This is a genomic window from Streptomyces sp. NPDC087844, assembly GCF_044742785.1.
Classification (GTDB): domain Bacteria; phylum Actinomycetota; class Actinomycetes; order Streptomycetales; family Streptomycetaceae; genus Streptomyces.
The window spans coordinates 22,042-43,136 of sequence record NZ_JBIUVD010000025.1; the positions used below are offsets into that span (position 1 = coordinate 22,042).

General features: G+C 69.3%; 19 protein-coding genes and 2 pseudogenes. 11 read left to right on the forward strand and 10 right to left on the reverse strand.

Annotated elements, in window-relative coordinates:
• Positions 1 to 94: 94 nt before the first annotated feature.
• From rfbB to ACIOKD_RS34935, 3 genes are read right to left on the reverse strand one after another with little or no spacing between them, the layout of a single operon-like run.
• Positions 95 to 1,072: a dTDP-glucose 4,6-dehydratase gene (gene rfbB, locus ACIOKD_RS34925; protein ID WP_402091944.1), complete on the reverse strand. Its 978-nt coding sequence runs from the start codon at positions 1,070 to 1,072 to the stop codon at positions 95 to 97.
• A complete protein-coding gene (rfbA, locus tag ACIOKD_RS34930) occupies positions 1,069 to 1,977 on the reverse strand; it encodes a glucose-1-phosphate thymidylyltransferase RfbA (protein WP_402091946.1) in 909 nt (302 codons plus the stop codon). Before rfbA ends, rfbB begins: the two co-directional genes overlap by 4 nt.
• Before the next feature lie 10 nt (positions 1,978 to 1,987).
• On the reverse strand, positions 1,988 to 2,848 hold the full coding sequence (locus ACIOKD_RS34935; RefSeq protein ID WP_402091948.1) for an SAM-dependent methyltransferase: 861 nt from the start codon (positions 2,846 to 2,848) through the stop codon (positions 1,988 to 1,990).
• A 267-nt stretch (positions 2,849 to 3,115) separates the two neighbouring features.
• On the opposite strand from ACIOKD_RS34935, the gene ACIOKD_RS34940 reads away from it, so the two are divergent.
• The 4 genes from ACIOKD_RS34940 (at position 3,116) to ACIOKD_RS34955 (ending at position 7,782) form a co-directional block, all read left to right on the forward strand.
• Positions 3,116 to 3,850 (forward strand): TetR/AcrR family transcriptional regulator, encoded by a 735-nt coding sequence (locus ACIOKD_RS34940; protein ID WP_402091949.1) that lies wholly within the window; start codon positions 3,116 to 3,118, stop codon positions 3,848 to 3,850.
• The gene (locus tag ACIOKD_RS34945) at positions 3,843 to 4,769 is read left to right on the forward strand and encodes an ATP-binding cassette domain-containing protein (protein ID WP_402091951.1); all 927 of its coding nucleotides are present in this window, start codon (positions 3,843 to 3,845) and stop codon (positions 4,767 to 4,769) included. The genes ACIOKD_RS34940 and ACIOKD_RS34945 overlap by 8 nt, the downstream gene beginning before the upstream one ends.
• The gene (locus ACIOKD_RS34950) at positions 4,766 to 6,364 is read left to right on the forward strand and encodes an ABC transporter permease (protein WP_402091952.1); all 1,599 of its coding nucleotides are present in this window, start codon (positions 4,766 to 4,768) and stop codon (positions 6,362 to 6,364) included. The genes ACIOKD_RS34945 and ACIOKD_RS34950 overlap by 4 nt, the downstream gene beginning before the upstream one ends.
• Before the next feature lie 410 nt (positions 6,365 to 6,774).
• The gene (locus ACIOKD_RS34955; RefSeq protein WP_402091954.1) at positions 6,775 to 7,782 is read left to right on the forward strand and encodes a Gfo/Idh/MocA family protein; all 1,008 of its coding nucleotides are present in this window, start codon (positions 6,775 to 6,777) and stop codon (positions 7,780 to 7,782) included.
• 188 nt (positions 7,783 to 7,970) lie between these two features.
• Here the strand turns inward: ACIOKD_RS34955 and ACIOKD_RS34960 are convergent, their stop codons facing one another.
• The 3 genes from ACIOKD_RS34960 to ACIOKD_RS34970 form a co-directional block, all read right to left on the reverse strand.
• Positions 7,971 to 8,768, reverse strand: a complete 798-nt coding sequence (locus tag ACIOKD_RS34960; protein WP_402091956.1) for a BTAD domain-containing putative transcriptional regulator — start codon at positions 8,766 to 8,768, stop codon at positions 7,971 to 7,973.
• Positions 8,765 to 9,661: a thioesterase II family protein gene (locus tag ACIOKD_RS34965; RefSeq protein ID WP_402091957.1), complete on the reverse strand. Its 897-nt coding sequence runs from the start codon at positions 9,659 to 9,661 to the stop codon at positions 8,765 to 8,767. Before ACIOKD_RS34965 ends, ACIOKD_RS34960 begins: the two co-directional genes overlap by 4 nt.
• A 520-nt stretch (positions 9,662 to 10,181) precedes the next feature.
• Entirely contained in the window at positions 10,182 to 10,526 is a 345-nt protein-coding gene (locus tag ACIOKD_RS34970) for a hypothetical protein (protein ID WP_402091959.1), read from the reverse strand.
• A 313-nt stretch (positions 10,527 to 10,839) separates the two neighbouring features.
• On the opposite strand from ACIOKD_RS34970, the pseudogene ACIOKD_RS34975 reads away from it, so the two are divergent.
• Positions 10,840 to 11,168: pseudogene (locus ACIOKD_RS34975) on the forward strand (ATP-binding protein); the annotation flags it as partial.
• Positions 11,169 to 11,213: 45 nt separating this feature from the next.
• Here the strand turns inward: ACIOKD_RS34975 and ACIOKD_RS34980 are convergent.
• The 3 genes from ACIOKD_RS34980 to ACIOKD_RS34990 all read right to left on the reverse strand — a co-directional run bounded on the left by ACIOKD_RS34980 (position 11,214) and on the right by ACIOKD_RS34990 (position 14,306).
• On the reverse strand, positions 11,214 to 12,485 hold the full coding sequence (locus ACIOKD_RS34980; RefSeq protein ID WP_402091961.1) for an MFS transporter: 1,272 nt from the start codon (positions 12,483 to 12,485) through the stop codon (positions 11,214 to 11,216).
• Between the two features lie 445 nt (positions 12,486 to 12,930).
• Complete coding sequence (locus tag ACIOKD_RS34985) at positions 12,931 to 13,656, reverse strand: VOC family protein (RefSeq protein ID WP_402091963.1); 726 nt, start codon at positions 13,654 to 13,656, stop codon at positions 12,931 to 12,933.
• Positions 13,657 to 13,703: 47 nt separating this feature from the next.
• Positions 13,704 to 14,306 carry a PadR family transcriptional regulator gene (locus tag ACIOKD_RS34990; RefSeq protein ID WP_402091964.1) on the reverse strand — a complete coding sequence of 201 codons (603 nt, stop codon included), beginning with the start codon at positions 14,304 to 14,306 and terminating at the stop codon, positions 13,704 to 13,706.
• A 119-nt stretch (positions 14,307 to 14,425) separates the two neighbouring features.
• Here ACIOKD_RS34990 and ACIOKD_RS34995 point away from each other — a divergent pair, with 119 nt between their 5' ends.
• From ACIOKD_RS34995 to ACIOKD_RS35020, 6 genes and pseudogenes are all read left to right on the forward strand, one after another.
• A complete protein-coding gene (locus ACIOKD_RS34995) occupies positions 14,426 to 14,899 on the forward strand; it encodes a sensor histidine kinase (protein WP_402091966.1) in 474 nt (157 codons plus the stop codon).
• On the forward strand, positions 14,896 to 15,354 hold the full coding sequence (locus ACIOKD_RS35000; RefSeq protein WP_402091967.1) for a response regulator transcription factor: 459 nt from the start codon (positions 14,896 to 14,898) through the stop codon (positions 15,352 to 15,354). The genes ACIOKD_RS34995 and ACIOKD_RS35000 overlap by 4 nt, the downstream gene beginning before the upstream one ends.
• Positions 15,355 to 15,366: 12 nt before the next feature.
• Positions 15,367 to 15,555, forward strand: coding sequence for a response regulator transcription factor (locus tag ACIOKD_RS35005; RefSeq protein ID WP_402092094.1), 189 nt, complete (start codon positions 15,367 to 15,369; stop codon positions 15,553 to 15,555).
• A gap of 192 nt (positions 15,556 to 15,747) precedes the next feature.
• A complete protein-coding gene (locus tag ACIOKD_RS35010; protein ID WP_402091968.1) occupies positions 15,748 to 16,335 on the forward strand; it encodes a helix-turn-helix domain-containing protein in 588 nt (195 codons plus the stop codon).
• A gap of 67 nt (positions 16,336 to 16,402) precedes the next feature.
• Positions 16,403 to 16,738 (forward strand): transposase, encoded by a 336-nt coding sequence (locus tag ACIOKD_RS35015; RefSeq protein ID WP_402092095.1) that lies wholly within the window; start codon positions 16,403 to 16,405, stop codon positions 16,736 to 16,738.
• Between the two features lie 288 nt (positions 16,739 to 17,026).
• A pseudogene (locus tag ACIOKD_RS35020) lies at positions 17,027 to 17,425 on the forward strand (TetR family transcriptional regulator); the annotation flags it as partial.
• Between the two features lie 300 nt (positions 17,426 to 17,725).
• On the opposite strand, the gene ACIOKD_RS35025 reads toward ACIOKD_RS35020, so the two are convergent.
• A complete protein-coding gene (locus ACIOKD_RS35025; protein ID WP_402091969.1) occupies positions 17,726 to 21,094 on the reverse strand; it encodes an SAV_2336 N-terminal domain-related protein in 3,369 nt (1,122 codons plus the stop codon).
• Position 21,095 lies beyond the last annotated feature (1 nt).

Below are 21,095 nucleotides of genomic sequence, written 5' to 3' on the forward strand. Positions count from 1 at the left end.
CCGGACGCGGACTGCCAGGACCGTCAGGACCTCGACGGACAGGACAGGGCGCCTGGCCTCTCACACCAGGTCAGGCGCCCTGTGACCGCTCGGCTCAGGCGCTCAACCGGCGCTGGAGCGGCTCCCACCAGGAGCGGTTGTGCCGGTACCAGTCGACGGTCTCGGTGAGCCCGGTCTCGAAGGAGCGCCGGGGCCGGTAGCCCAGCTCGGTGCGCGCCTTGTCGTCACAGATCGAGTAGCGCCTGTCGTGGCCCTTGCGGTCGGGCACGTGCCGCACCCGGCCCCAGTCCTCACCGCAGGCTGCCAGCAGGCGTTCGGTGAGCGTGCGGTTGCTCAGCTCGGTGCCACCGCTGATGTTGTAGATCTCACCGGCCCGCCCGAGACCGCGCACCAGCTCCACGCCACGGCAGTGGTCCTCGACGTGCAGCCAGTCGCGCACGTGCAGACCGTCGCCGTACAGAGGCACGTCCCCGCCGTCCAGCAGCCGGGTGATGAACAGCGGGACGACCTTCTCGGGGAACTGGCGGGGACCGTAGTTGTTGCAGCAGCGGGTGACCCGTACGTCCATGCCGTAGGTGCGGTGGTAGGAGAGTGCGACCAGGTCGGACGCCGCCTTGGACGCCGCGTAGGGCGAGTTGGGGGACAGGGGGTCGTCCTCGGTGTTGGAACCGACCTCGGTGGAGCCGTAGACCTCGTCGGTGGACACATGGACGAAGCGCTCGACACCGTGCCGGAGCGCCGCGTCGAGCAGGGTCTGGGTGCCGGTCACATTGGTGTGGACGAACGTGTCGGCGGAGGCGATCGAGCGGTCCACATGGGACTCCGCGGCGAAGTGCACCACCTGGTCGGCCCCGGCCATCAGCGTGCCCACCACGGCGGTGTCGCAGATGTCCCCCTGGACGAACGTCAGCCGAGGGTCGGTGAGGTCGAGGTTGTCGAGCGTACCCGCGTAGGTGAGCTTGTCCAGCACCGTGACGCGGGCGATCCTGTCGGGCCCGGCAGGCTCCGCGAGCAGCATCCGCACGTAGGCCGAACCGATGAACCCGGCGGCGCCGGTGACGAGGAGATTCATACGCCCTCCAGGAATTCGGCGGGCGGCATGCCCAGCCCGTAGGAGCGGGCGCGGTCCATGACGTACTGGCCGTAGGGTGAGTTGCCCATGTCGGATCCCAGTTCGTAACAGTCCTCGGATCCGATCAGGCCCATGTACATGGCGATCTCCTCGACGCAGCCGAGGCGGGTGCCCTGACGGTGCTGTACGTCCCGCACGAAGCGTCCCGCGTCCAGCAGCGTCTCGTGGGTGCCGGTGTCCAGCCAGGTGATGCCCCGGCCCAGCCACACGAGGTCGGCGGCGCCGTCCTCCAGATAGGCGCGCAGGACATCGGTGATCTCCAGCTCGCCCCGGGCCGAGGGTTCCAGGCCCTTGGCGATGTCCACGACACCGCCGTCGAAGAAGTACAGCCCGGGGATCGCCAGGTTGGAGCGGGGCTTGACCGGCTTCTCCTCGATGGAGACGAGCCTGCCCCGTCTGTCGATCTCGGCGACGCCGAACTGCTGAGGGTCGGCGACCTCATGGCCGAAGAGCACGCACCCGCGCAGCTTCTCCGCGCTGCGGCGCAGCAGGGAAGGCAGGTTCGCGCCGTGAAAGAGGTTGTCGCCCAGGATCAGCGCGCAGTCCTCGCCGCCGATGTGGCCGGCGCCGACGCGGAAGGCGTCGGCGATACCCCGCGGTTCCGCCTGCGCGGCGTAGTCGATGGCCAGCCCCAGCCCGCTGCCGTCCCCGAAGAGCTTGCGGAACACCGGGAGATCGTCGGGGCGGGTGATGATGAGGATGTCCCGGATCCCCGCGAGCATGAGGATGGAGAGCGGGTAGTAGATCATGGGCTTGTCGTAGACCGGCACCAGTTGCTTGGAAGCCGCCGAGGTCAGCGGCTGGAGTCGGGTGCCGTTTCCGCCCGCGAGGATGATGCCCTTCATGGCCTGTCACCTAGCGCGCGCTGGATGCGGCTTCGGCGGCGGACGGTTTGTGCGCGACCGCCACCAGACAGCCGACCTGCGGGGCGCCGCCGAGGGCCGACACCTGGGGATGCGCCGGCTTGAGCGTGTCGAGCACCTCTTCCACGCTGATCCCGTGCTCCCGCTCGAAGTCTCGGCGGCAGCGCAGAATGCCGTCGATCACGCGGGTGAAGGTGAACTTGGTGTGGTCGGTGACGTCGGTCAGTTCGTCGAGCGCCAGCCCGGCACCCGCGATCAGGTCCGGGTACTCCTCCAGCCGTGCCATCGAGGCGACGTCGCCGGACAAATCCCTCTCCTGGGAGCCGCCGTCCGGCGGGAACGTGTCGGTGAGGACGAGGCGTCCGCCGGGCTTGAGGACACGGGCCATCTCCCGCAGCGCGGTGGGACGCTCCATGTGCACGATCGACTCGAAGGCCAGCACCGCGTCGAAGGACTCCGCCTCGAACGGCGTGTCCATCGCATCCGCGTACCGGAACTCCACCCGCTCCGCCATCCCCGCCTCCCGCGCCAACTCCCGCGCCTGCTCCACCTGCTGGGGGCTGATCGTGATCCCCACCACCCGCGCCCCCGTCAAGGACGCCAACCGCAACGCCGGACTCCCGATCCCGCACCCCGCGTCCAACACCACATCACCCGCCCCCACCCCCAACCGCGACACCAACAGATCCGTGAACCGATCCGTCGCCTCCTGCGGCGAACTCCCGTCCCCCGGCCCCTCCCAATAGCCGAAGTGCAGGTTGTCGCCCCAGGCCATTCGCAGGAGCGGGCCCAGCGCGCTGTAGTAGTCCGTCACCTGGTCGCTCGTCGGGGGCGGAGCTGAGGGGGTCGTCATGGCGGTCCTCCTGAACGCTGGGTGGTCCGGCACGGTCTGCCTGGGAGAACCCACTCAGTGATCGCCGAAGGGGCGGCAACGCCCGCCTAAAGTCCGAGGTCGCGCGTGGGTCCCGGCAACTGCCCCGAGGCTTTGACGAGTTCTTGACATCAGGCTCTCTTGAGAGCGTGCTATATATGTGCATCATTGGCTGTACGCGTGTACAGCCAGTGATACGCAGGAATGGGAGCACGGCATGAGTACGGCTCAGCAGAAAAGGCACCGTGGGTGAGAATCAATCGAGCCGACGGTCCGGCCCCGGAGGACCTGACGGCGCGTGCCCGGATCCGGGACGCGGCGCTGCAGCACTTCGCCGAATCAGGCTTCGCGAAGACGACGATCCGGGAGATCGCCCGTACGGCCCAGGTGTCGCCCGGACTGGTGCGCCACCACTTCGGGTCCAAGGAAGAACTGCGCAGCGCCTGCGACATGTACGTCCTGGAAGCGCTGCACCGGGTCAACGACAAGGCTCTGCGGGGGCGGGGCGACGCCGAGCCGCCCATCTCCGACCGGCACGCCCTCAACCCGTACCAGCGCTATCTGGTGAGCGCCCTGATGGACGACTCCTCCGTCGCGGCGCCGATGTTCGACGAGATGGTGAAGATGCTCGACGGATGGCTCGCCCACGCGGATGCCGAACGCCCCGATCCGCCGACCGTCGACCGGACCACCCGTGCCGCCCTGATGGTGGCGCAGTCGCTGGGCATCGCCACATTCCATAAGCACATCTCTCGCTTCATGGGCGTCGATCTTCTCTCCGAAGAGGGAGATCGGAAGGCCGCCCTGGCGATGCTCGACATCTACTCCCACAGCCTTGTCAGCGCGGAGTACGCGGCTTCGACCCGGAAGAGCCTTGCCCAGGAACCGGACGGTTCCCCGACCCGCTCAGACTCCCCCTCGGCCAGGGGAACGACCACGAAAGAAGGCACTCACATGACCACAGAGGAGCAGAGCCGTGACTGACGCGATCTCAGTGACAGGACTGGTGAAGAAGTTCGGCCCCACCCGAGCACTGGACGGGCTCGATCTCCACGTGCTCACCGGTGAGGTGCACGGCTTCCTCGGGCCGAACGGAGCGGGGAAGTCCACCACCATCAGGGTTCTGTTGGGGCTCATGCGCGCCGACGCGGGCGATGTGCGGTTACTGGGCGGCAACCCCTGGACCGACGCCACCGAGCTGCACCGGCGGATCGTCTATGTGCCCGGTGATGTGAACCTCTGGCCCAGTCTGTCGGGCGGAGAGGTGATCGATCTGCTCGGCCGGATGCGCGGCGGGCTCGACAAGCAGCGTAAGGCCGACCTGCTGGAGCGCTTCCAACTCGACCCGAAGAAGAAGGCCCGCACCTACTCCAAGGGCAACCGGCAGAAGGTGGCCCTGGTCGCCGCCCTCGCGTCCGACGCGGAGCTGCTGCTTCTCGACGAGCCCACCTCCGGACTCGACCCGCTGATGGAGGAGATCTTCCGCCAGTGTATTACCGAGGAGCGTGACAAGGGCCGCACGGTGCTGCTGTCCAGCCACATCCTCTCCGAGGTCGAGGCGCTGTGCGACCGTGTGAGCATCATCCGCTCAGGCCGCCGCGTGGAGGTCGGCACGCTGGCCGACATGCGCCACCTCACCCGTACCTCCATCGACGCCACGCTCCGGCAGAAGCCCACCGGCCTCGACGGGCTGCCCGGCGTGCACGATCTGCGCGTCGACGGTACGCGCGTGCGCTGCGAGGTCGACACCGACCAACTGGACGAGACGCTCCGCCGCCTGACCGGCGTGGGCGTGCGCAACCTCGTCAGCCAGCCTCCGACGCTGGAGGATCTGTTCCTGCGCCACTACGAGGCCGCCGGGCACAATCACGGCAAGGGCGCGAACGTGGGAGCGGCCCGGTGAACACTCTCGTGGGGACCGGCAAGCTGGTCCGACTCATCCTGCGGCGCGACCGGTGGGTCCTGCCGCTGTGGATCCTGTGGCTGATCCTCATCCCGGTCAGCCTCGCCTCCGCCTATCAGGAGCAGTTCCCCACCGCCGCCGACCGAGCGGAGTACGCGCGCACGGCCGGCACCAATCCGACGTTCCTGGCGCTCTACGGCCCGCTGCACGACACGAGCGTCGGCGGCATCGTCGCTCAGCGCATCGGTGCCATCCCGCTGTTCATCGCGCTCATCAGCGTGCTCATCGTCATCCGGCACACCAGGACGGAGGAGCAGGCGGGGCGGCGGGAGTTGCTGAGCGCCGCGGTGTGCGGACGCCACGCCGGACTGGCCGCGGCCCTGGCCGTGACCATGGTCGCGAACCTGGTCGTCGGCCTCTTCGTGGGACTCGGTCTGCGTGCCGAACTGCCCGCCTCCGGTTCCTTGGCCGTCGGGCTCGGTTTTGCCGCCGTGGGATGCGTGTTCGCCGCGGTCGGAGGTCTGGCCGCCCAGTTCACCGAGAACGCGGGCAGCGCGCGGGGCATCGCGATCGGGGGTATCGGAGCCTTCTTCCTGATCCGGCTCGCCGCCGACACCGGCGGCGAGGACAGCGGGCTGACCTGGCTCAACTGGCTGTCACCGCTGGGCTGGGTGACCGAGATGCGGGCCTTCGCCGACGAGCGGTGGTGGATCGCGCTGCTGTTCGCGGTCTGCACGGTGCTGGTCACGCTCGTCGCCGTGCTGGTCTCCTCGCGCCGGGACATCGGCGGCGGGCTGCTGGCGGCCCGGCTCGGTCCGCCCGACGCCCCGTCCTGGCTGGGTAGTCCGCTCGGCCTCGCCTGGCGCCTCCACCGGACGCTGCTGGCGGGTTGGCTCGTCACGTTCGCCGTGCTCGGCGCAGTCTTCGGCGGTATCGCCGAAGGCATCGGCGATCTCATGAAGGACAACGAGAACCTCAAGGACGTGTTCGCGCGGATGGGCGGCCAGCAGGGGCTCATCGACTCCTACATCGCCTCGATGATGAGCCTGGTCGGTCTGGTCGCCGCGGCCTACGGCATCCAGGCGGCCCTGAAGCTGCGGAGCGAGGAGGAGGCGACACGCGCGGAGTATCTGCTGACGACCACCGGCCGGACCCCCTGGGTCCTGAGCCATCTCGTGTTCGCCCTCCTGGGGCCGACCGCCGGGCTCGCCGTCGCCGGAGTGTCAGCCGGACTGGTGCACGGCGCGAACAGCGGCGACATCGGCGGCCAGACGCCGCCCATCCTCGGCGCCGCCATGGTGCAGTTGCCCGCGGTGTGGGTGCTGTCGGGGCTCGCCCTGGCGCTGTTCGCACTGCTGCCCCGGATGACGGCTGCCGCCTGGGGCGCACTGGGGCTGTGCGGCATCCTGGGGCAGTTCGGCCGGGCGCTGGAGTTCGACCAGAAGCTCCTGGACATCTCCCCGTTCACCCACGTCCCCCAAGTCCCCGGCAACGACCTGACCTTGGGACCGATCCTCGCGCTGCTCGCCATCGCGGCGGCGTTCATCGCCACCGGCCTGGTCAGGACTCGGCATCGCGACATCAGCGCGGCGTGAGATACGCCGACGAGACGAGACGAGACGAGACGAGACGGGACGAGACGTGGCATGAAGTGACATGACATGACATGACGCGTGCGGTCGGCCGGGACGACCGCTGTGCAGACTTGGCAGCCGTTCACCCCGGACGACTGCCAGGGGGCGGCTGGGTCCGTGCCTTTGAGTGTTCCCCCGTTCACCTCAGGCGCGGCCCGGCCCGGCCCCCCTCCCGGAAGAGGAGAGCCCGCGGTTCACCTTTCCATCGTCACGCGTGCAGCGAGGTCCCGGCCAGGGGACGGCAACCCCTTCGCATGAGGTCCCGACGGCGGCGAGGGCATCGGCGCCGACAGCCTGACTCTGGCCATACTTCAGCAGCCGCCGGAAGGCTGAGGACGTCGCGAGGTCCACGGAACGGAGGGCGGAGTGCTGTGACCGGTGCTGAGGTGTGGGGACGGCCCGTACGGATCGGGGTGCTCGGCTGTGCGGACATCGCCTGGCGGCGCACCCTGCCCGCGATGCTCGGTGAGAAGGGCGTCGATCTCGTCGCCGTCGCCAGCAGACAGGCGGCGAAGGCGGAGCGGTTCGCCGAGCGGTTCGGCTGCGCCGCCGTCGAGGGATACGAGGCGTTGCTGAAGCGGGATGACATCGACGCCGTCTACGTCCCGCTGCCCGCGAGGATGCACGCCGAGTGGGTCGGACGGGCTCTGGAAGCGGGCAAGCACGTGTTCGCCGAGAAGCCGTTGACCACGGAGGTACGCGCGACACGGGAGCTGGTGGCGCTCGCGCGGGCCAGTGATCTCGTCCTGCTCGAAAACTTCATGTTCTTGTACCACGCGCAGCACAGGGCCGTGGACGAGCTCGTGGCCGATGGCGCGATCGGCGACCTACGCGGCTTCTCCAGCGCTTTCACCATCCCGCCCAGACCTGCGGACGCAGTCCGCGACTCCCCGGACAGCGGCGACGCGCTCTTCGAGGTCGGCGTCTATCCGATCCGCGCGGCCGTGCGTTTCCTCGGTCCCCGCCTCGAACTCGTGGGCGCGGCGCTGCGGTTGGACCGGCGGACCGGCGCCGTGCTCTCCGGCGCGGCGCAGCTCGTCCGCCCGGACGACGGGGGCACCGCGCAGCTCACCTTTGGGATGGAGCACTGCTACCGGACGTCCTACGAGCTGACGGGCTCCTGCGGCCGGCTGTCGCTGGACCGGGTGTTCACCCCGCCCGATGCGTACCAGCCGGTGCTCCGTCTGGAGCGGCAGGCCCACCGTGAAGAGCGGACGCTGGCAGCCGATGCCCAGTTCCCCAACGTCGTACGGGCCTTCGCCCACGCCGTACGCACCGGCGACCGCCTCGAAGAACTCGCCACGTCCTCCGTCCACAACGCCGCACTGGTGGAGCAGATCCGCGACCGGGCCCACCGGGTACACGTCGAGGCGCTGTGACCGATCACCAGGGAGCGTGTTCCCCGGCCCGTACCGATCCGACATCACCCGCGGGTCGAACGTAAACGTCATGTTCGGCGCGGTGGGTCCGCACGTCCGCCTGGGCGCCCACCTGGCCCGTGGGGGACGCCGGCCCGGACACACCGGAGTACCGCACACCGAGCGGCGAGTGATGCGCGGCACTCCGGTCAGCGCCCGGACGGGACCGACGGCGTGGCCGTCAAGCGCGTGTCTCCGGCGAGTATGGCTCGCTGCAGAGCCTGGAGGGGGCGTCCGGGCTCCAGACCCATTTCGCTGTTAAGTGTCTGTCGCACCAATTGATAGACCTTCAGTGCGTCCGCCTGCCGCTCGGAGCGGTACAGCGCCAGCATGAGCTGGCGGTAGAACGCTTCGCGCATCGGGTTCTCGGCGATGAGGGCGTACAGCATCCCCACGGCCTCCCGGTGACGCCCGAGCTGGAGCTGACACTCGGCCAGCATCTCCTGGCACTCCAGACGGATCTCGGTCAGCCAGGTCGAGAACCCGTCGATGATCGGCCCGTTGGCCCCCGGTCCGCTGCCGCCGTGTCCGAGCGCCGGACCGCGCCACAGCGCGAGCGCGTTCTCAAAGCGGGGCACGGCCATATCGTGCTGCTTCGCCCTGAGGAACGACCGCCCCGCGTCGACCAGTTGCGGAAACAGATGGGCGTCGATCTCGTCATCGCCCTTGTGCAGCACATACCCCGGCGCGCGCGTCTCGACGCGGCTGTCGGCGGTGCCCGGAGCCTTGAGAAACTTGCGCAGTTGGGAGATGTAGACATGGAGTCCCGCAGTGGCGCGCCGAGGGAGATCCTCTCCCCAGACCTCCAACATCAGCTGCTCCAGGGAGACCACTTGGTCGGCACGAATGAGGAGGACGGAGAGGACTACTTCCACTTTACGTGCGTTGATGCTGGAGTACTTGTTCCCATCGAGGATACGGGGCGGACCCAGAATCTCGTATCTCACCGAGCGGTCCCCCTGACCGGTTCGTGCTCGCCCGTGATCTGCGCAAGAGCCTCGGAGACGACGTCCGTCACGCCCTGCCGGTGCGTGTCCAGGTAGAAGTGTCCGCCGGGGAAGACCTTGAGGTCGAAGGGTCCGTCGGTGTGCTGCCGCCAGGCGGCGACGTCGTCCAGCGGGGATTGAGCGTCCCGGTCGCCTGTCAGGGCGGTGATCGGGCACTTGACTGGTGACGAAGGACTCCATCGGTACTCTTCGACCGCCTGATAGTCGTTGCGTACGACCGGGATGATCTCCGCGAGCAGTTCCTCGTCCTCAAGGAAACGAGGGTCGGTACCACCGATCCGGCGCAGTTCGTCGACCAGCTCGGCGTCGCCGAGAAGATGGATGGTGCCGCCCTGGAGGCGGGACGGCGCGCGGCGCCCTGATACGAAGAGCCGGTGCGGTTGGTTCTCCACGCGCTCCTGTAGCCGCCGTGCGACTTCGAAGGCGAGAACGGCCCCCATGCTGTGTCCGAAGAGGGCGAGTGGGCGGTCGTCGTACGGAGTGAGTGACGCGGTGATCCGGTCTGCCAGCTCGGGAATGCTGTCCATGAGCTGTTCCTTGCGCCGGTCCTGTCTTCCGGGGTACTGCACCGCCAGCACCTCCGCCGCCGGCATGAGCGTGGGAGATTGTGCCAGAGCGTGGTAGTAGGTGGCTGCACCGCCCGCGTGGGGGAAACAGACCAGGCGAACTCTGGGGTCCGGATGGGGCCGGAAGCGTCGAAGCCATAGGTCTGAAAGATCAGCTAAATGGGAGGCAGGCAAGATCGTTCCCTTCTCCGGAAATACGGCAAGGGAACCGCCACTGTGGATCATCGTCGACCGACCGTGGCGGCCACCGAAGAGATCGTCCATCATGCAAGGTCGAAGTTAAGGGAGCAACTATGCCTAAGGAGCGACTAGGGCGGAATGAGACATTCCAACTCTCATGTATCTGGATTCTGGAGGATCAAATAGTGTAAAGAAAGCAAGGTGCGGGTATTCGATGCGGCTCATTGCTGCTTAGTCCTGCGAAGCGCGGAGCCCGGCCGGGCGGCTGAATAGGTGTCGGTGTCCGAACCGCCCTTTTCCCATCTCCCGTGAGCCCCGCGGCAAGGTGTCGCGGTTCCGCGTGTGTGATGTGGGTGCAGGTGTCGGGCAAGTGGGATGTGGCTGAATTCATTCGGATGGATCGGAGGGCGGGCGAGTTGACGCGTCATCAGAGTGGTCCAGGCGGTGCCGAGCGTCGCCCCAGGCGATAAGCGGGGGTGGGATCGCAGGCCGCCTGGAGCTGGGGGAAGTGCGGGCCGGCCGGGCGGACCTCCAGCAGGATGCGGCACAAGCATTGGGCGTGTGCACGGGCGGCATCGCCGCCGGGTGCGCAGAGCCCGCCGGCCGTTCAGGTGTGCCTTGAGCGTCGCCGCAGAGCCTCGGGCCGCATGACGACGCCCTTGCCATCGACCTGCATCACGAGCGCGGTCGCGACGGTCGACGCGAGAGGAATTGTGCACCGGTAGAAGTCATCGACGTCCACCGCTGCGGCGACGACCAGCACTTGGGCCTGCCGTTTGTCCGGAACTCTCCCGCAGTTGCGGCCAATTGCCTCCTTGGCCTGGTCGTAGAAGCCGCGAACGGCTTCGAGGACGGCGAGCTGAGGCAGGCCGTGGGAGTGCAGGTGGGCGGGCAGTGAGAGTTCAGTGTCGCCGGGTGCACGCTGCTCTGGCCCTTGCCCCGCCAAGCGCACCGCGTGATGGTGACCGTGCCGAACACGCAGGCCGGCAGGCGGGAATGTCCCATCTCGTGGTGCGGGCGTACGTGTCCGTCCGCACCACGGACCACCTGGTCTTTCGTCTGCAGCAGTTGTTCCCGCTCCCGCATCTCCCGCAGATCGAGATGCGCTTGGAACGGCAGCCGCAACAGTTCACGGCCCTGAAGCCCGACAAGGTCCTCGTGTTCGTGAGGGGACAGCGCGGCCGACTCCCGGCCCGGCCAACGCGCCTTTCAGGCAGTCGAAGGCCCTTGTCGCGGCAGTGCATGGATCGATGGCATCGAAGGCGTCGTCGGTGCCCACCATCCAGGTCGCCGGCCGCGTGGCCAACGACCTCGTGCACCTGCTCGCCGAGCTGCTGGTCAACGCCACGTCGTTCTCCCCGCCGCGGACCAGGTCAAGGTCACCGGTCACGCGCTGCCCGACGGCCGCGTACTGATCGAGATCCACGACACCGACACCGACACCGACACCGGCATCGGCCTCTCGCCCGAGGACCTCGCGGCGATCAACGAGCGGCTCGTTCTGCCGCCCACCGTGGACGTCTCGGTCTCGCGCCGCATGGGTCTGTTCGTGGTCGGCCGGCTGTCGCGGAGGCACGGCGTCCGCATGTCCATAGCGCGCCGAGGCCGGACGCAGAAGGAGGGCTGAGCCGACCAGCAGTCAGTCTCCCTTCTGCGTCGGTGCGGGCAGGCCGTCCGCGGTCTTCGTGAAGTCCAGATCGGCATGCCGGACGGCGTGGGAGGCGGTGGAGACCGTGGCGCCGAGCATGCTGATGCAACCGAAGAGGAGGAAGGTGGGGCCGGCGCCCCAGGCTTCCACCAGGAGGCCGAAGAGCGGGAACATCACCGGGGCGATGCCGACCGCGCTGAGTGCCTGGACGGAGGCGATCCGGCCCTGGAAGGCGAGGGCGGTGTTGGCCTGCATCAGGGCCAGGGACAGACCGCTGCAGAGGCCGGAGACCAGACCGGATACGAGCGCCACGGCGACCGCGAGGGCGAGGTTCGGCATGACGCCGATCAGGCCGATGCCGGCGGAGGCGACGAGCAGGGTGATGTTGTGCCAGTGGCCGGCCCTGGGGAAGCGGCCGCGCACGACGAGCAGGAGCGAGGTCGTGCAGACGCCGGCGCTGAGGGCGGCGTTCACCCAGGCACCGCCGGAGGGGCCCCAGCCGCGTTCCTCGGCGAGCATGATGACGCCGATCGCCATCGGCGGGATACAGCCGATCATGGAGAGCAGTCCGGAGAGGACGAGCGGGCCGACGACGGGCTCGTGGCGCAGGTAGACGATGCCGTCGACCAGATCGCGGCGGGCGGTGGAGTCCGCGGCGGGCTGTTCCTCGGGCGGCAGCGGGGCGAGCCGGACCGCGACCAGGAGGAACAGCGAGAGGGTGAAGAGGACGCCGGTCACGGCGAACGCGGCGGCGGGGCCGCCGAGCCCCATCGAGAACCCGGCAAGTGGCGGACCGGCGATGTGCCCGGATCGCTGCACCAGATTGCGCAGGCTCTGCACCCGCATCAGCTGGTCGCGGCCGGTGAGCCGGGGCGGCATGGCTCCGATCGCCGGCATGAACAGGGCGTCCACGACGCCGAAGACGAGGGCCAGCGCGACGAGCAACCAGAGGCCGGGAGTGCTGAACGCGAGCGCTGCGGCGGCCGCGAGGATCACCACAGCGCGGACCGCGTCGGAGGAGATGACCACCCTGCGCGGGCCGAACCGGTCGGCGATCACTCCGCCGCCGAGCATGAGGATCGCCCGGGGTATCGCGCCGACCGCCATCACCAGGCCGACCTGGGCCGGTCCGGCCACCTTCTGCGCGGCCCAGCCGAGCGCCACGAAGTAGGCGGCGTCGCCCACCACGGAGAAGGTGTAGGCCATCAGCCAGCGCAGGACGTTGCCGTCCCGGTTCACCGGGGTGGAGAGGGTAATGGCCACAGTGGGAACGGGCGGTGCCGCGTCGTGGATGGGTTCATCTGCTCGCGAGGTCACAAACACGCATGATTTCCCACAACGCCGGCCCCGTACAACGGAATTGGCGGGGCCGGCCCCGGGCGAAGGGTGATCTCCGGACTTGACCACAACGGGAGCCGCACCAGTCCAAGATCCGCTACGCAGCGACCTCTGTGACAGCGTCACTGCTGTCGAGCGGTATCGGTGGCGGGTGTGGCTGTCATGGGGCGATACACCCCGCTCCGCTTCGCTGTCATGGGGACGGCACTTCTGATCCTTCGGTGGCCGCGTGGCCGCGTGGCCGCGTGGCCGCGTAGCCGGGTGGCTCTGGTGAGGCTGGTGCCGTTGCCGATGCGCCCAGGACGAGGACCGCAGAAGTGATCTTCGAACGCCTCGCCGGATATGCGAACCGAAGGCCTGACTCAGGACACTAGGGCGCGAGTCCGACGACGGCCTCCAGGTCGTCGAGGCCGACCAAGTGCGCGGTGAGTTCGCTGCGCTCGGCTTCGGTGAGGGGGACGGCGCGGGCGCGGGTGAGGGCGTCGACCGCGGCGGCGGTGTCGTCGGCGCGGATGGCGAGTTCGGCGCGGTAGGCCAACGCCTCGACCAGTTCGGCGGCCGATGCGCCATCCTGCTCCCGGGCCAGCGTGGCGTCCAGAATTTTCGCCGCCTGCTGATTGTCGCCCTTGGAGTCGCCGAGCACGACGGCGTTCTCCAGCGCTTTGGCCAGCTTGCCGACCGCGGGCGCACCGGTGCCGCCGGTACCCGGGGACGGGAAGATCCGGATCCAGTTCCCACCGGGGTCGATGACCGTGAACCCGGACTGGTGGTCGGCGTTCTTGCGTTTCCGCGGGCGGGTCATCCGCGGGATTCCGGAGACCAGGAGCTTGCCGTGGACCGCGCGCATGCCCGCGGCGAACGCCTCGAAGAGCTGCTGGGTGTCGGGCACGATGACCACACAACTGCCGTAGGAGTCCTCGGGCCTGAAGCCCGGCATGCCGAAGAACTGCAGCTGGAGGTCTTCTCGCTGCAGGCCCACGCACGGGTTCGGGCGGAGCTGGTAGTAGGTCCGGGTGAAGCCGAGCATGGTGTAGAACTCGACGATCTCGTCGATGGATCCGCACGGAAGCAGCGGGACGGTTATCTCGTGGGCCATGACATTGCTCCGTCTAGAAGGGAAGGTTTCGCCGGTGCTCGCGGCTGCTACTCGGTCGGCTGCGCGGGACGGCGGGTGAGGGAACCGGGCTCGCCGGCCATGCTGAATGCGCCCTCTTCCAGGCGGTGGATCAGCCGCCGGGTCCACTGGGCGCCGGTATCGGCGGTCGCCAGCCACAGTGAGATGACCTCGCCCACCGGGCCCCAGGCGTCCAGCTCCGTGTCCGCGGGCAGGTATGCGGTGATGCTGGTGCGCCAGTCGCGCATCGCGTCGGCTCGGGTGCGCAGGATTCGCAGGGCCTGCTCCCGGGGCAGGTCCTCGATCAGGCCCACCGCGGCACACAGGACGTCCAGCCTCGGCTCGCGGTCGGCCAAGGCCCGGCGCAGAAGGCTGAGGTAATCCTGCTCACCCTTTTCCGTCAGCTCGTGTTCTATTCTCGGCGGGCCCCCGGCGACCGAGGGATCCGCGTCGGACGTCCCCGCCAGCAGGCCCTGTCCGGCCATGCTCTTGAGCGCGTGATACACCGAACCCGATGTGGCGGTGGACCACTCGTGTGCGCCCCAGGACTCCAGATCCGCGCGGATCTGGTAGCCGTGTGCGCGACCGCGCCTGCGCAGCGCTCCCAGGACCAGAAGCCGTAGCGGCTTCATCGAACCCCTTCCGCCTGGGTAGCCAAATTTGGCTACTGCGGGAGCGTACTCCGCCTCGGGCGTACTAGCCACATTTGGTTACCCCGGGTCGTGCGCCGCCGCCGACCGTGCACGAGCACGTGAGCGCCCCCCATACCCGGGGATGCTCGGCCTCTTGCACGTGGTCCGACGACATCCCCGACGGTGAGGCGCTCCGGCCGATCCCGGCGCTGAGCGGTCTGGAAGGACTTGTCGCCTCTTTCGGGAGCATCGGCCTCGACGTCCGGTCCTCCATCGCAGTCCCCGCCGTTTTCGTGGAGCCCAGTGTTGGCGTGACGGTCTACCGGGTCGTTCAGGAAGCACTGACGAATGCCTACCGGCACGGAGAGGGGACGGCCACGGTGGATGTGCGCGAGCACGACGGCAGGATCTGCGCCACCGTGGAAAATCGCGTCGGACATGCGCCGCACGGCTCCGACCCGGGCAGCGGACTCGGACTCGTGGGGATGCGCGAACGCGTCGAGTCCTCCGGTGGGCGGCTGACGATCGACAGTGACGGCGGGCGGTTCCGGGTCCGTGCGGAGTTCAGCCCCGCGGGAGTTGTCGTCCGATGACGCAGATTCTGATCGTCGACCACCAGGACGACATCAGGGCCGGCATCCGGGCGATGCTTCTGCTCGACCCGGGTCTCGTTGTCGCGGGTGATCTCTCCGATGGGCTCCAGGCCGTTCCCTTCCTGCGGACCCATCCCGTCGACCTGGTCCTGATGGACATCCGGATGCCCGGCATCGACGGCGTCGAAGCCACCCGCCGGATCCGCAAGGAGCACCCGCCCGAAGAGTTGCGGGTGATCGTGCTGACCACCTTCGACCACGACGACATCGTTCTCGCCGCCCTTCGTGCGGGCGCCAACGGTTTCCTCAGCAAGACCGTCAGCCCCGCTGAACTCGTCGCCGGAATCACCGAGGTCCTCGCCGGTGGCGGTGCGCTGTCCGCCGCCGCGACGGCCGCGCTCATCGGTCACATGACCGACAGTCCGCCCCCGGTGATCGACCAGGAACTGCTGTGACGCTTCAGCGCTCTGACACCCAGGGAACGGGACGTGATCGTTCTCATTGCGGGGGGTCTCGGCAACAACGAGATCGCCGCCCAGTTGTACGTCTCGCCGTTCACCGTGAAGACGCACGCCGTGCGGGCCATGACGAAGGTCGGCGCACGTGACCGGGCGCAACTCGTTTCCTTCACCTTCCGGGCCGGCCTCTACCCCTGAGCCCGCCGAGCGCGACGAGAAACGGTGGCCACAGCCGGTGACGAAACACCCAGGGAACACCGTGCTCCGTGTGCCTTGGCGTCTCTGGTCGGGCGGGTGGGCGGGGTGCCGGGCGTGGATGCCGTGGTGGGGGAACTGGACGAGGCAGTGCGCGAGCGTCTGACAGGGGTGATCCTCTCGACAAAAGCACAGGTGAGAGAAGTTCTCCGGGCGCGGATCGTGCCGGCCGCCGCCGAGAGCTTGAGTAACGGTGCCATCGCAGGGGAGTTGGCGGTCACCGTGAACACGGTCCGCACGTGGCGTGGCCGGTTCCCACTCCAGGGACCGGACGGACTCAAGGACGCCTACCGCCCGGGACGTCCCAAGATTTACGGCCCCGATGTGCAGGTGGCGATCGTGGCGGCGGCCACCAGCGCACCCCCGCACCCGGCGGCGACCGGGTCGCACCGCACGATCGCCGCCCAGGTCGCCGACACCGATTTCGCCGCCATCTCTGCCTCCCAAGTCGGTCGTAGCCTGGCGGACTTGAACCTTGAGCCGCACCGGGTTCGCGGCCGGCTCACCCGCCGCGACACCCCCGACTTCTGGGACCGCGTCGCGGACGTGTGCGACCTCTACCGACACCCACCCGAGGGCGTCATGGTCCCGTCCATCGACGATCCATCGACGAGAAGACCGCGACCGCCGCCCGCTCCCGGCAGCACCCCGGCCGCCCCGCCCGGCCCGGTGAGTCCGCCCGCGAGGAGTTCGAGTACCGCCGCCACGGCACCGCGTCCCTGATCGCTGCCCTGGACGTGCTCACCGGCGAGGTCCTCACCGGGGTAATCGCCCGAAACGACGCGGTGACCTGCACTGCCTTCCTCGACCAACTTGCCGCGATCATCGCCCCGGCCAGGAAACTCACATGGTTCTGGACAATGGGTCCTCCCACACCGCCGAGCACACCAAGAAGTGGCTGGCAACCCACCCCCGATGGACCGTGCACCGGACCCCGCCGCACGCCTCCTGGATGAACCGAATCGAGCTGTACTTCTCTGCCATGACCCGCCGCGTCCTCCGCCACGGCGACTTCTCCAGCCGCGACGACCTCATCGACAAACTGGACGTCTACGTCATCGGCCGCAACGAAACCGCGAAGCCATACAAGTGGACCTACGACGGAAGCCCGCTCAAAACCATGTGAACAGTCCTCACACCCCTCCAAGGACTTGCGCGGAGCGGCACAGCCTCATCCAGCTTCAGCAGCCCCGTGAGAGACGTTCACATACGGGTTCCCAATCGGTCGCAGCGGCGCCCGCCAGGTGGAGTCATTCCTCGGATCTGGTCCACTTCGTGTGGTCGCGCACGCAGGGTGACTATCGATCTTCGTGTGATGTCGGTTGAGTTCGCCCGAAAATCGCCCGGCTGGGCGGCGGTGTGGTCCACAGTCCATCATTTCGGGCTGCCCCTCTCACGTTGATGAATGGCCTGGCAGCCGGTCGGGACGGTCTGCGCTCTGCAACGGGAGAGAGGCGGGTTCTCGGCGGCGTTCTTCGCGGCCTCCCCGGAAGTACGTCGGAACACGGGCAGTCCCGGTAACGAACGAGCAGGACTTCACGACCCTGGTACGCAGGGTCCAGGCGTCGGGGGCGCTGCGGGCCGACTTCCACCCTTCCGGCCTCGCCGTGGTCCTGTTGGCACACCGCGGTCTGGTGACCGCCCTACCGGATGTCGGTGCGGCGTCCCGGCGCCTGGTGGCCGGCTCATCTGCTCCAGTCGTTCCGCACCGACCCGGCCAAGGAACCGCTGTCCCCCACCGGCTTTGCTGACACTGCGCAGCCTCCCGACTGCAACTGACAGCCCCCAGGGGCAGCGGCCCCCCAGAGCCTGACCTGAAAAGGTACCTTCCGCAGGGCACGTCCAGTCCGACAACTCCACGTTCGCGACAGGCCCTGGTGCCAGGCACCCCTCGCCTCGTCGTGACGCCCGGCACGCCCGGTCGCCGCACCGGCCGAAGACCCGAGTACGTCCTGTACGAGGGGCCTTCGGCCGGCAGCCGAGAGCACGCTCCCCTGTTCTCGGCCTCGCTCGAAGGGGAAGGGCCTCATGACGCCGCTCCTTCACGGGCAAACGTGGCCTTCCACGGCATGGGGCATCCTGCTCCAACTGATGACGGGCGGCTCCCCGGGGATCAGCGTGTTCCATCCCCGACGACCAGCTCCGCCAGCTCCAGGAACGCCCGCGTCGTCGCGGCCCGCAGCCGGCCCAACTCCCGGAACCCGGGCGACCGCAGCGAGGGGTCGTAGGGGATGCCGACCACCTGCCCGGCCCCGATATCGAGGCGCCGGGCGAAGCCGGCGGGCGAGTAGGGGCCGCCCCTCGATCCCTCGATGTCGGTGACCACCACGATCGCGTTGTCCGTGAGCTCCTCATGCCCGGCGCGGCGCAGTACCCCGAGCATGTTCACCGCGGCTTCGGGAGACCACTCGGCGGTGCCGCAGCACAGCACGAGCCGGTCGGCGAACGCCAGGACGAAGTCGTCGGACCGTTCCAGCCGAAGCGGCGACCAGTCGGTCAGCACGAAGGAGTAGTACGGCGCCGTCAGTCTCAGTGTCCGCGCGTACTCCTGCGGGTGCGTGGGGTTCGCACTGAAGTGCCCCGAGCGGTGCGCGATCACCTCAAGACCCGAGTCCAGGCGAGTGGTGTGGGCGCGAATGTCCTCGTACGGCGGATCGGGCGGCAGGGCCGCCAGGTCGCGCAGCGTGGACCGCCTGCGGGCGGGGGAGAGGAAGGAGTGGAGCGCACCGTCCGACGCCGCCCCGTCCAGAGCCAGTACGGGTTCGCCGCGGACGGCGGCGAGCACCGAGCCGAGGATCACCGTGGTCGTGGCCCTCCCGCTGTAGTGGTAGGCCCCGACGAGGGTGAGGCGGCGGCCGTGGCGCAGGGGTGTGCGGACCTGCTTGAGGCGGGCCTGGCCCTCGCGGCGGGCGGCGCCGAAGCGCGCCAGGCGCAGCGGAGCGTCGTCCAGCGGCGGCTGACCGGCGACCGATGGCGGTGAGAGCGGTACACGCGGTGTGGTGCGGTCCGAGGACATGATCGGGCCCACCGGATCGGTGGCGCCGCGCGAGGTCCGGGACAGCGCGATGTACCGCGCGAGGAGTTCCGCGACCTCGCCCGCCGAGGGGCGCTGCGCCGGGTCGGGGTCGAGACACCGCAGCACGAGCAGCCGCAACGGCTCCCAGGTGTCGCCCTGCCACAGGTGCATGCCCTCCGGCAGGCCCGGTATCTCCCAGCCCGCCTTGGTGCTGATGAGCTGGAGCAGCTCGCCCAGGGACCGCACGTTGTCCTCGGTCGTGGGGACCGCCCCCTTTCCCAGGTATCGCCCGTCGACGACGCAGTCCGACAGGTCGCCGAGGACCACCGAGCGGCGCAGCACGAAGACGCTGTCGGCTGTGAAGTCCGCGAGCACCAGGTTGTTGACGTGGCAGACGGCCAGTGCGCTGGCCAGATGCCAGCCGACGAGCAGTCCGGCGAGCTTGTCGAAGGGGGCGGTGCTCTCCTGGATGGCGCGGTTGATGATGTCGGCGAGGCGCGGCGGTTGCGCGTCGGGGGAGTCGGCGTCGGCGATCAGCGCCATGGCGAGCCAGGGCGGATCGTTCTCAAGGCCCTTCCCGGTCAGGACGGGTGCGTACTGCCCGCGCAGCCGGGTGAGCACCTGGGCCTCCACGTCGAGCAACTGGGCGGTGGCGACGGGCAGATCCGGGCGTGGGGTGCGTACGCCCGCCTCCAGGCCCTGCCGGTCGATACCCCGGTACACCACCGTCCGCCGCCCCCGGCGCCGTCCCACCAGTTCGTACGGTCCCAGCCGCGGCGGATCGTCGTCCTTCAACGGCCCCCAGTCGTCCGCCCCGGCGGCGGGCCGCCCCAGCTCCCCCGGCTCAGCAGGTCCGCGGGTCGCCTCCTCGACCGACACACCGAAGCGGGTCAGCAGCCGTCGCTCGACACTCGTGAACGGGCGATGGGAGCCGGGGAGGTGGGCGTTTCCGTCCGGGTGGGCGAGCCAGGCGGGGAAGTCCGGGGAATTGCCCGCAAGTTGTTCCAGGCGGCGCCCGATGCTGCTGCCCGTTCTGAGGAGTTCGGCCTGCGGGACCGCATCGAGGAGTACCGACTTGGACTCGTCGGAGAAGTCGAAGATGAGGTGTTTTGCGGGCAGTGGGCCCGGCACGGGTGCCGGACGCGGCCGGATGAGACCTCCGAGGAACACCTCCGCGAGATGGGAGGTACGGGCCGGCCACGGCACCGCCGACTGCACGAGCCGCATCACCGGCACCGACAGCGGGGAGACGGCCGCGAGATGGGCCGCCAGACGGTACGCCTCCGGGGTGGCCGCGTCCCGGAAGTGCTGGGCGGTGTGCAGATCGTGGGAGGCGGCCAGGGCGGCGTACTGGCTCGGGCGGGCCAGCAGTGGCAGTTCCACAGTGGTTCCGGGGGACGCGAGCAGGTGCGCCCACTCCCGCAGCGCGGCGGCGGTGGGCTCCAGGACCGGCACCCGTACGCCCTTGAAGTCGGCGAGGTCGAGGGGCAGCACCCGGTCGGTGATCTCCCAGGACCCGTTGGCGCCGCCGACCCGACGGGTGGTGGCCTGCCAGCGCTCGGCGCGGATGCCGGACGCCTCCCACATCTCGGGCGGCAGGGTGTGCAGGAGCGCGACGGGACCCCGCTCAGCCCACACCGCGAGCAGTTCGTGCATCGTGCCGCGCCGCCAGGCGGCCCCCATCCCGTCGCTGACGATCAGGACGAGGGTGCGACCCGAGGGATCGTTGACCGTGCTCAGAGGCAGTTGGGCGCTGTCGTGCTGGAACGGCCGAGCGTGCAGGCGCGGTTCGTCGGCGGTGCGGGTGTCGAGGCCGAGGACGCGGGTGGTGGCGAAGGCCCCGAGGCGCTCGAACAGGGTGCGCAGTTCGGCGCCGAGCCGGTGCCACAGCAGCATCGACAGGCCGTCGTCGACAAGGAGGACCAGGTGCAGCCAGCGCTCCTGGACCGGCCGCTGCACCACGTCCGGCAGCCGGGTCTCGGCGAGCTCGGTGGCCGTGCGCTCCTCGTCGAGCTCCATGCGGTGCCGGCTGAGCTGACGACGGCGCAACGGACGCAGCGCGCGGCCGAGTTCGAGCTCGTCGTCGAGGGCCTTGCCTTCGGGGACCCGGACAGGCAGTGCCCTGCGCGGTTCCTGGGCTGGTCCTCGCAACTGTACGTCCGGTACCGGTGCCTGGCGCGCCGCCGCGTACAGGGAGGGAGCCGTGAGGTCGGGCAGATCCGGGTCGTCCGGCTCCGGTGCCGGCTGCCGTGGGAGCTGCCTGCCGGGTTCGGGAGCGGCGGGTGGCGACGGGGGTTCCTGGGCCGTGCGCAGGCCACGGTTCAGCGGGGCGGCTTCGGAGACGGGCAGCCGGCGTGCGAGCCACAGCACGTCGAGGACCTGGTCGGCGTCCAGGTCCTGGCCGGACGGGCCGAGGGCCCGCAGCGCCTCGGCGAGCCGCTCACCGCCGCCCGGCACGTCCCTCACC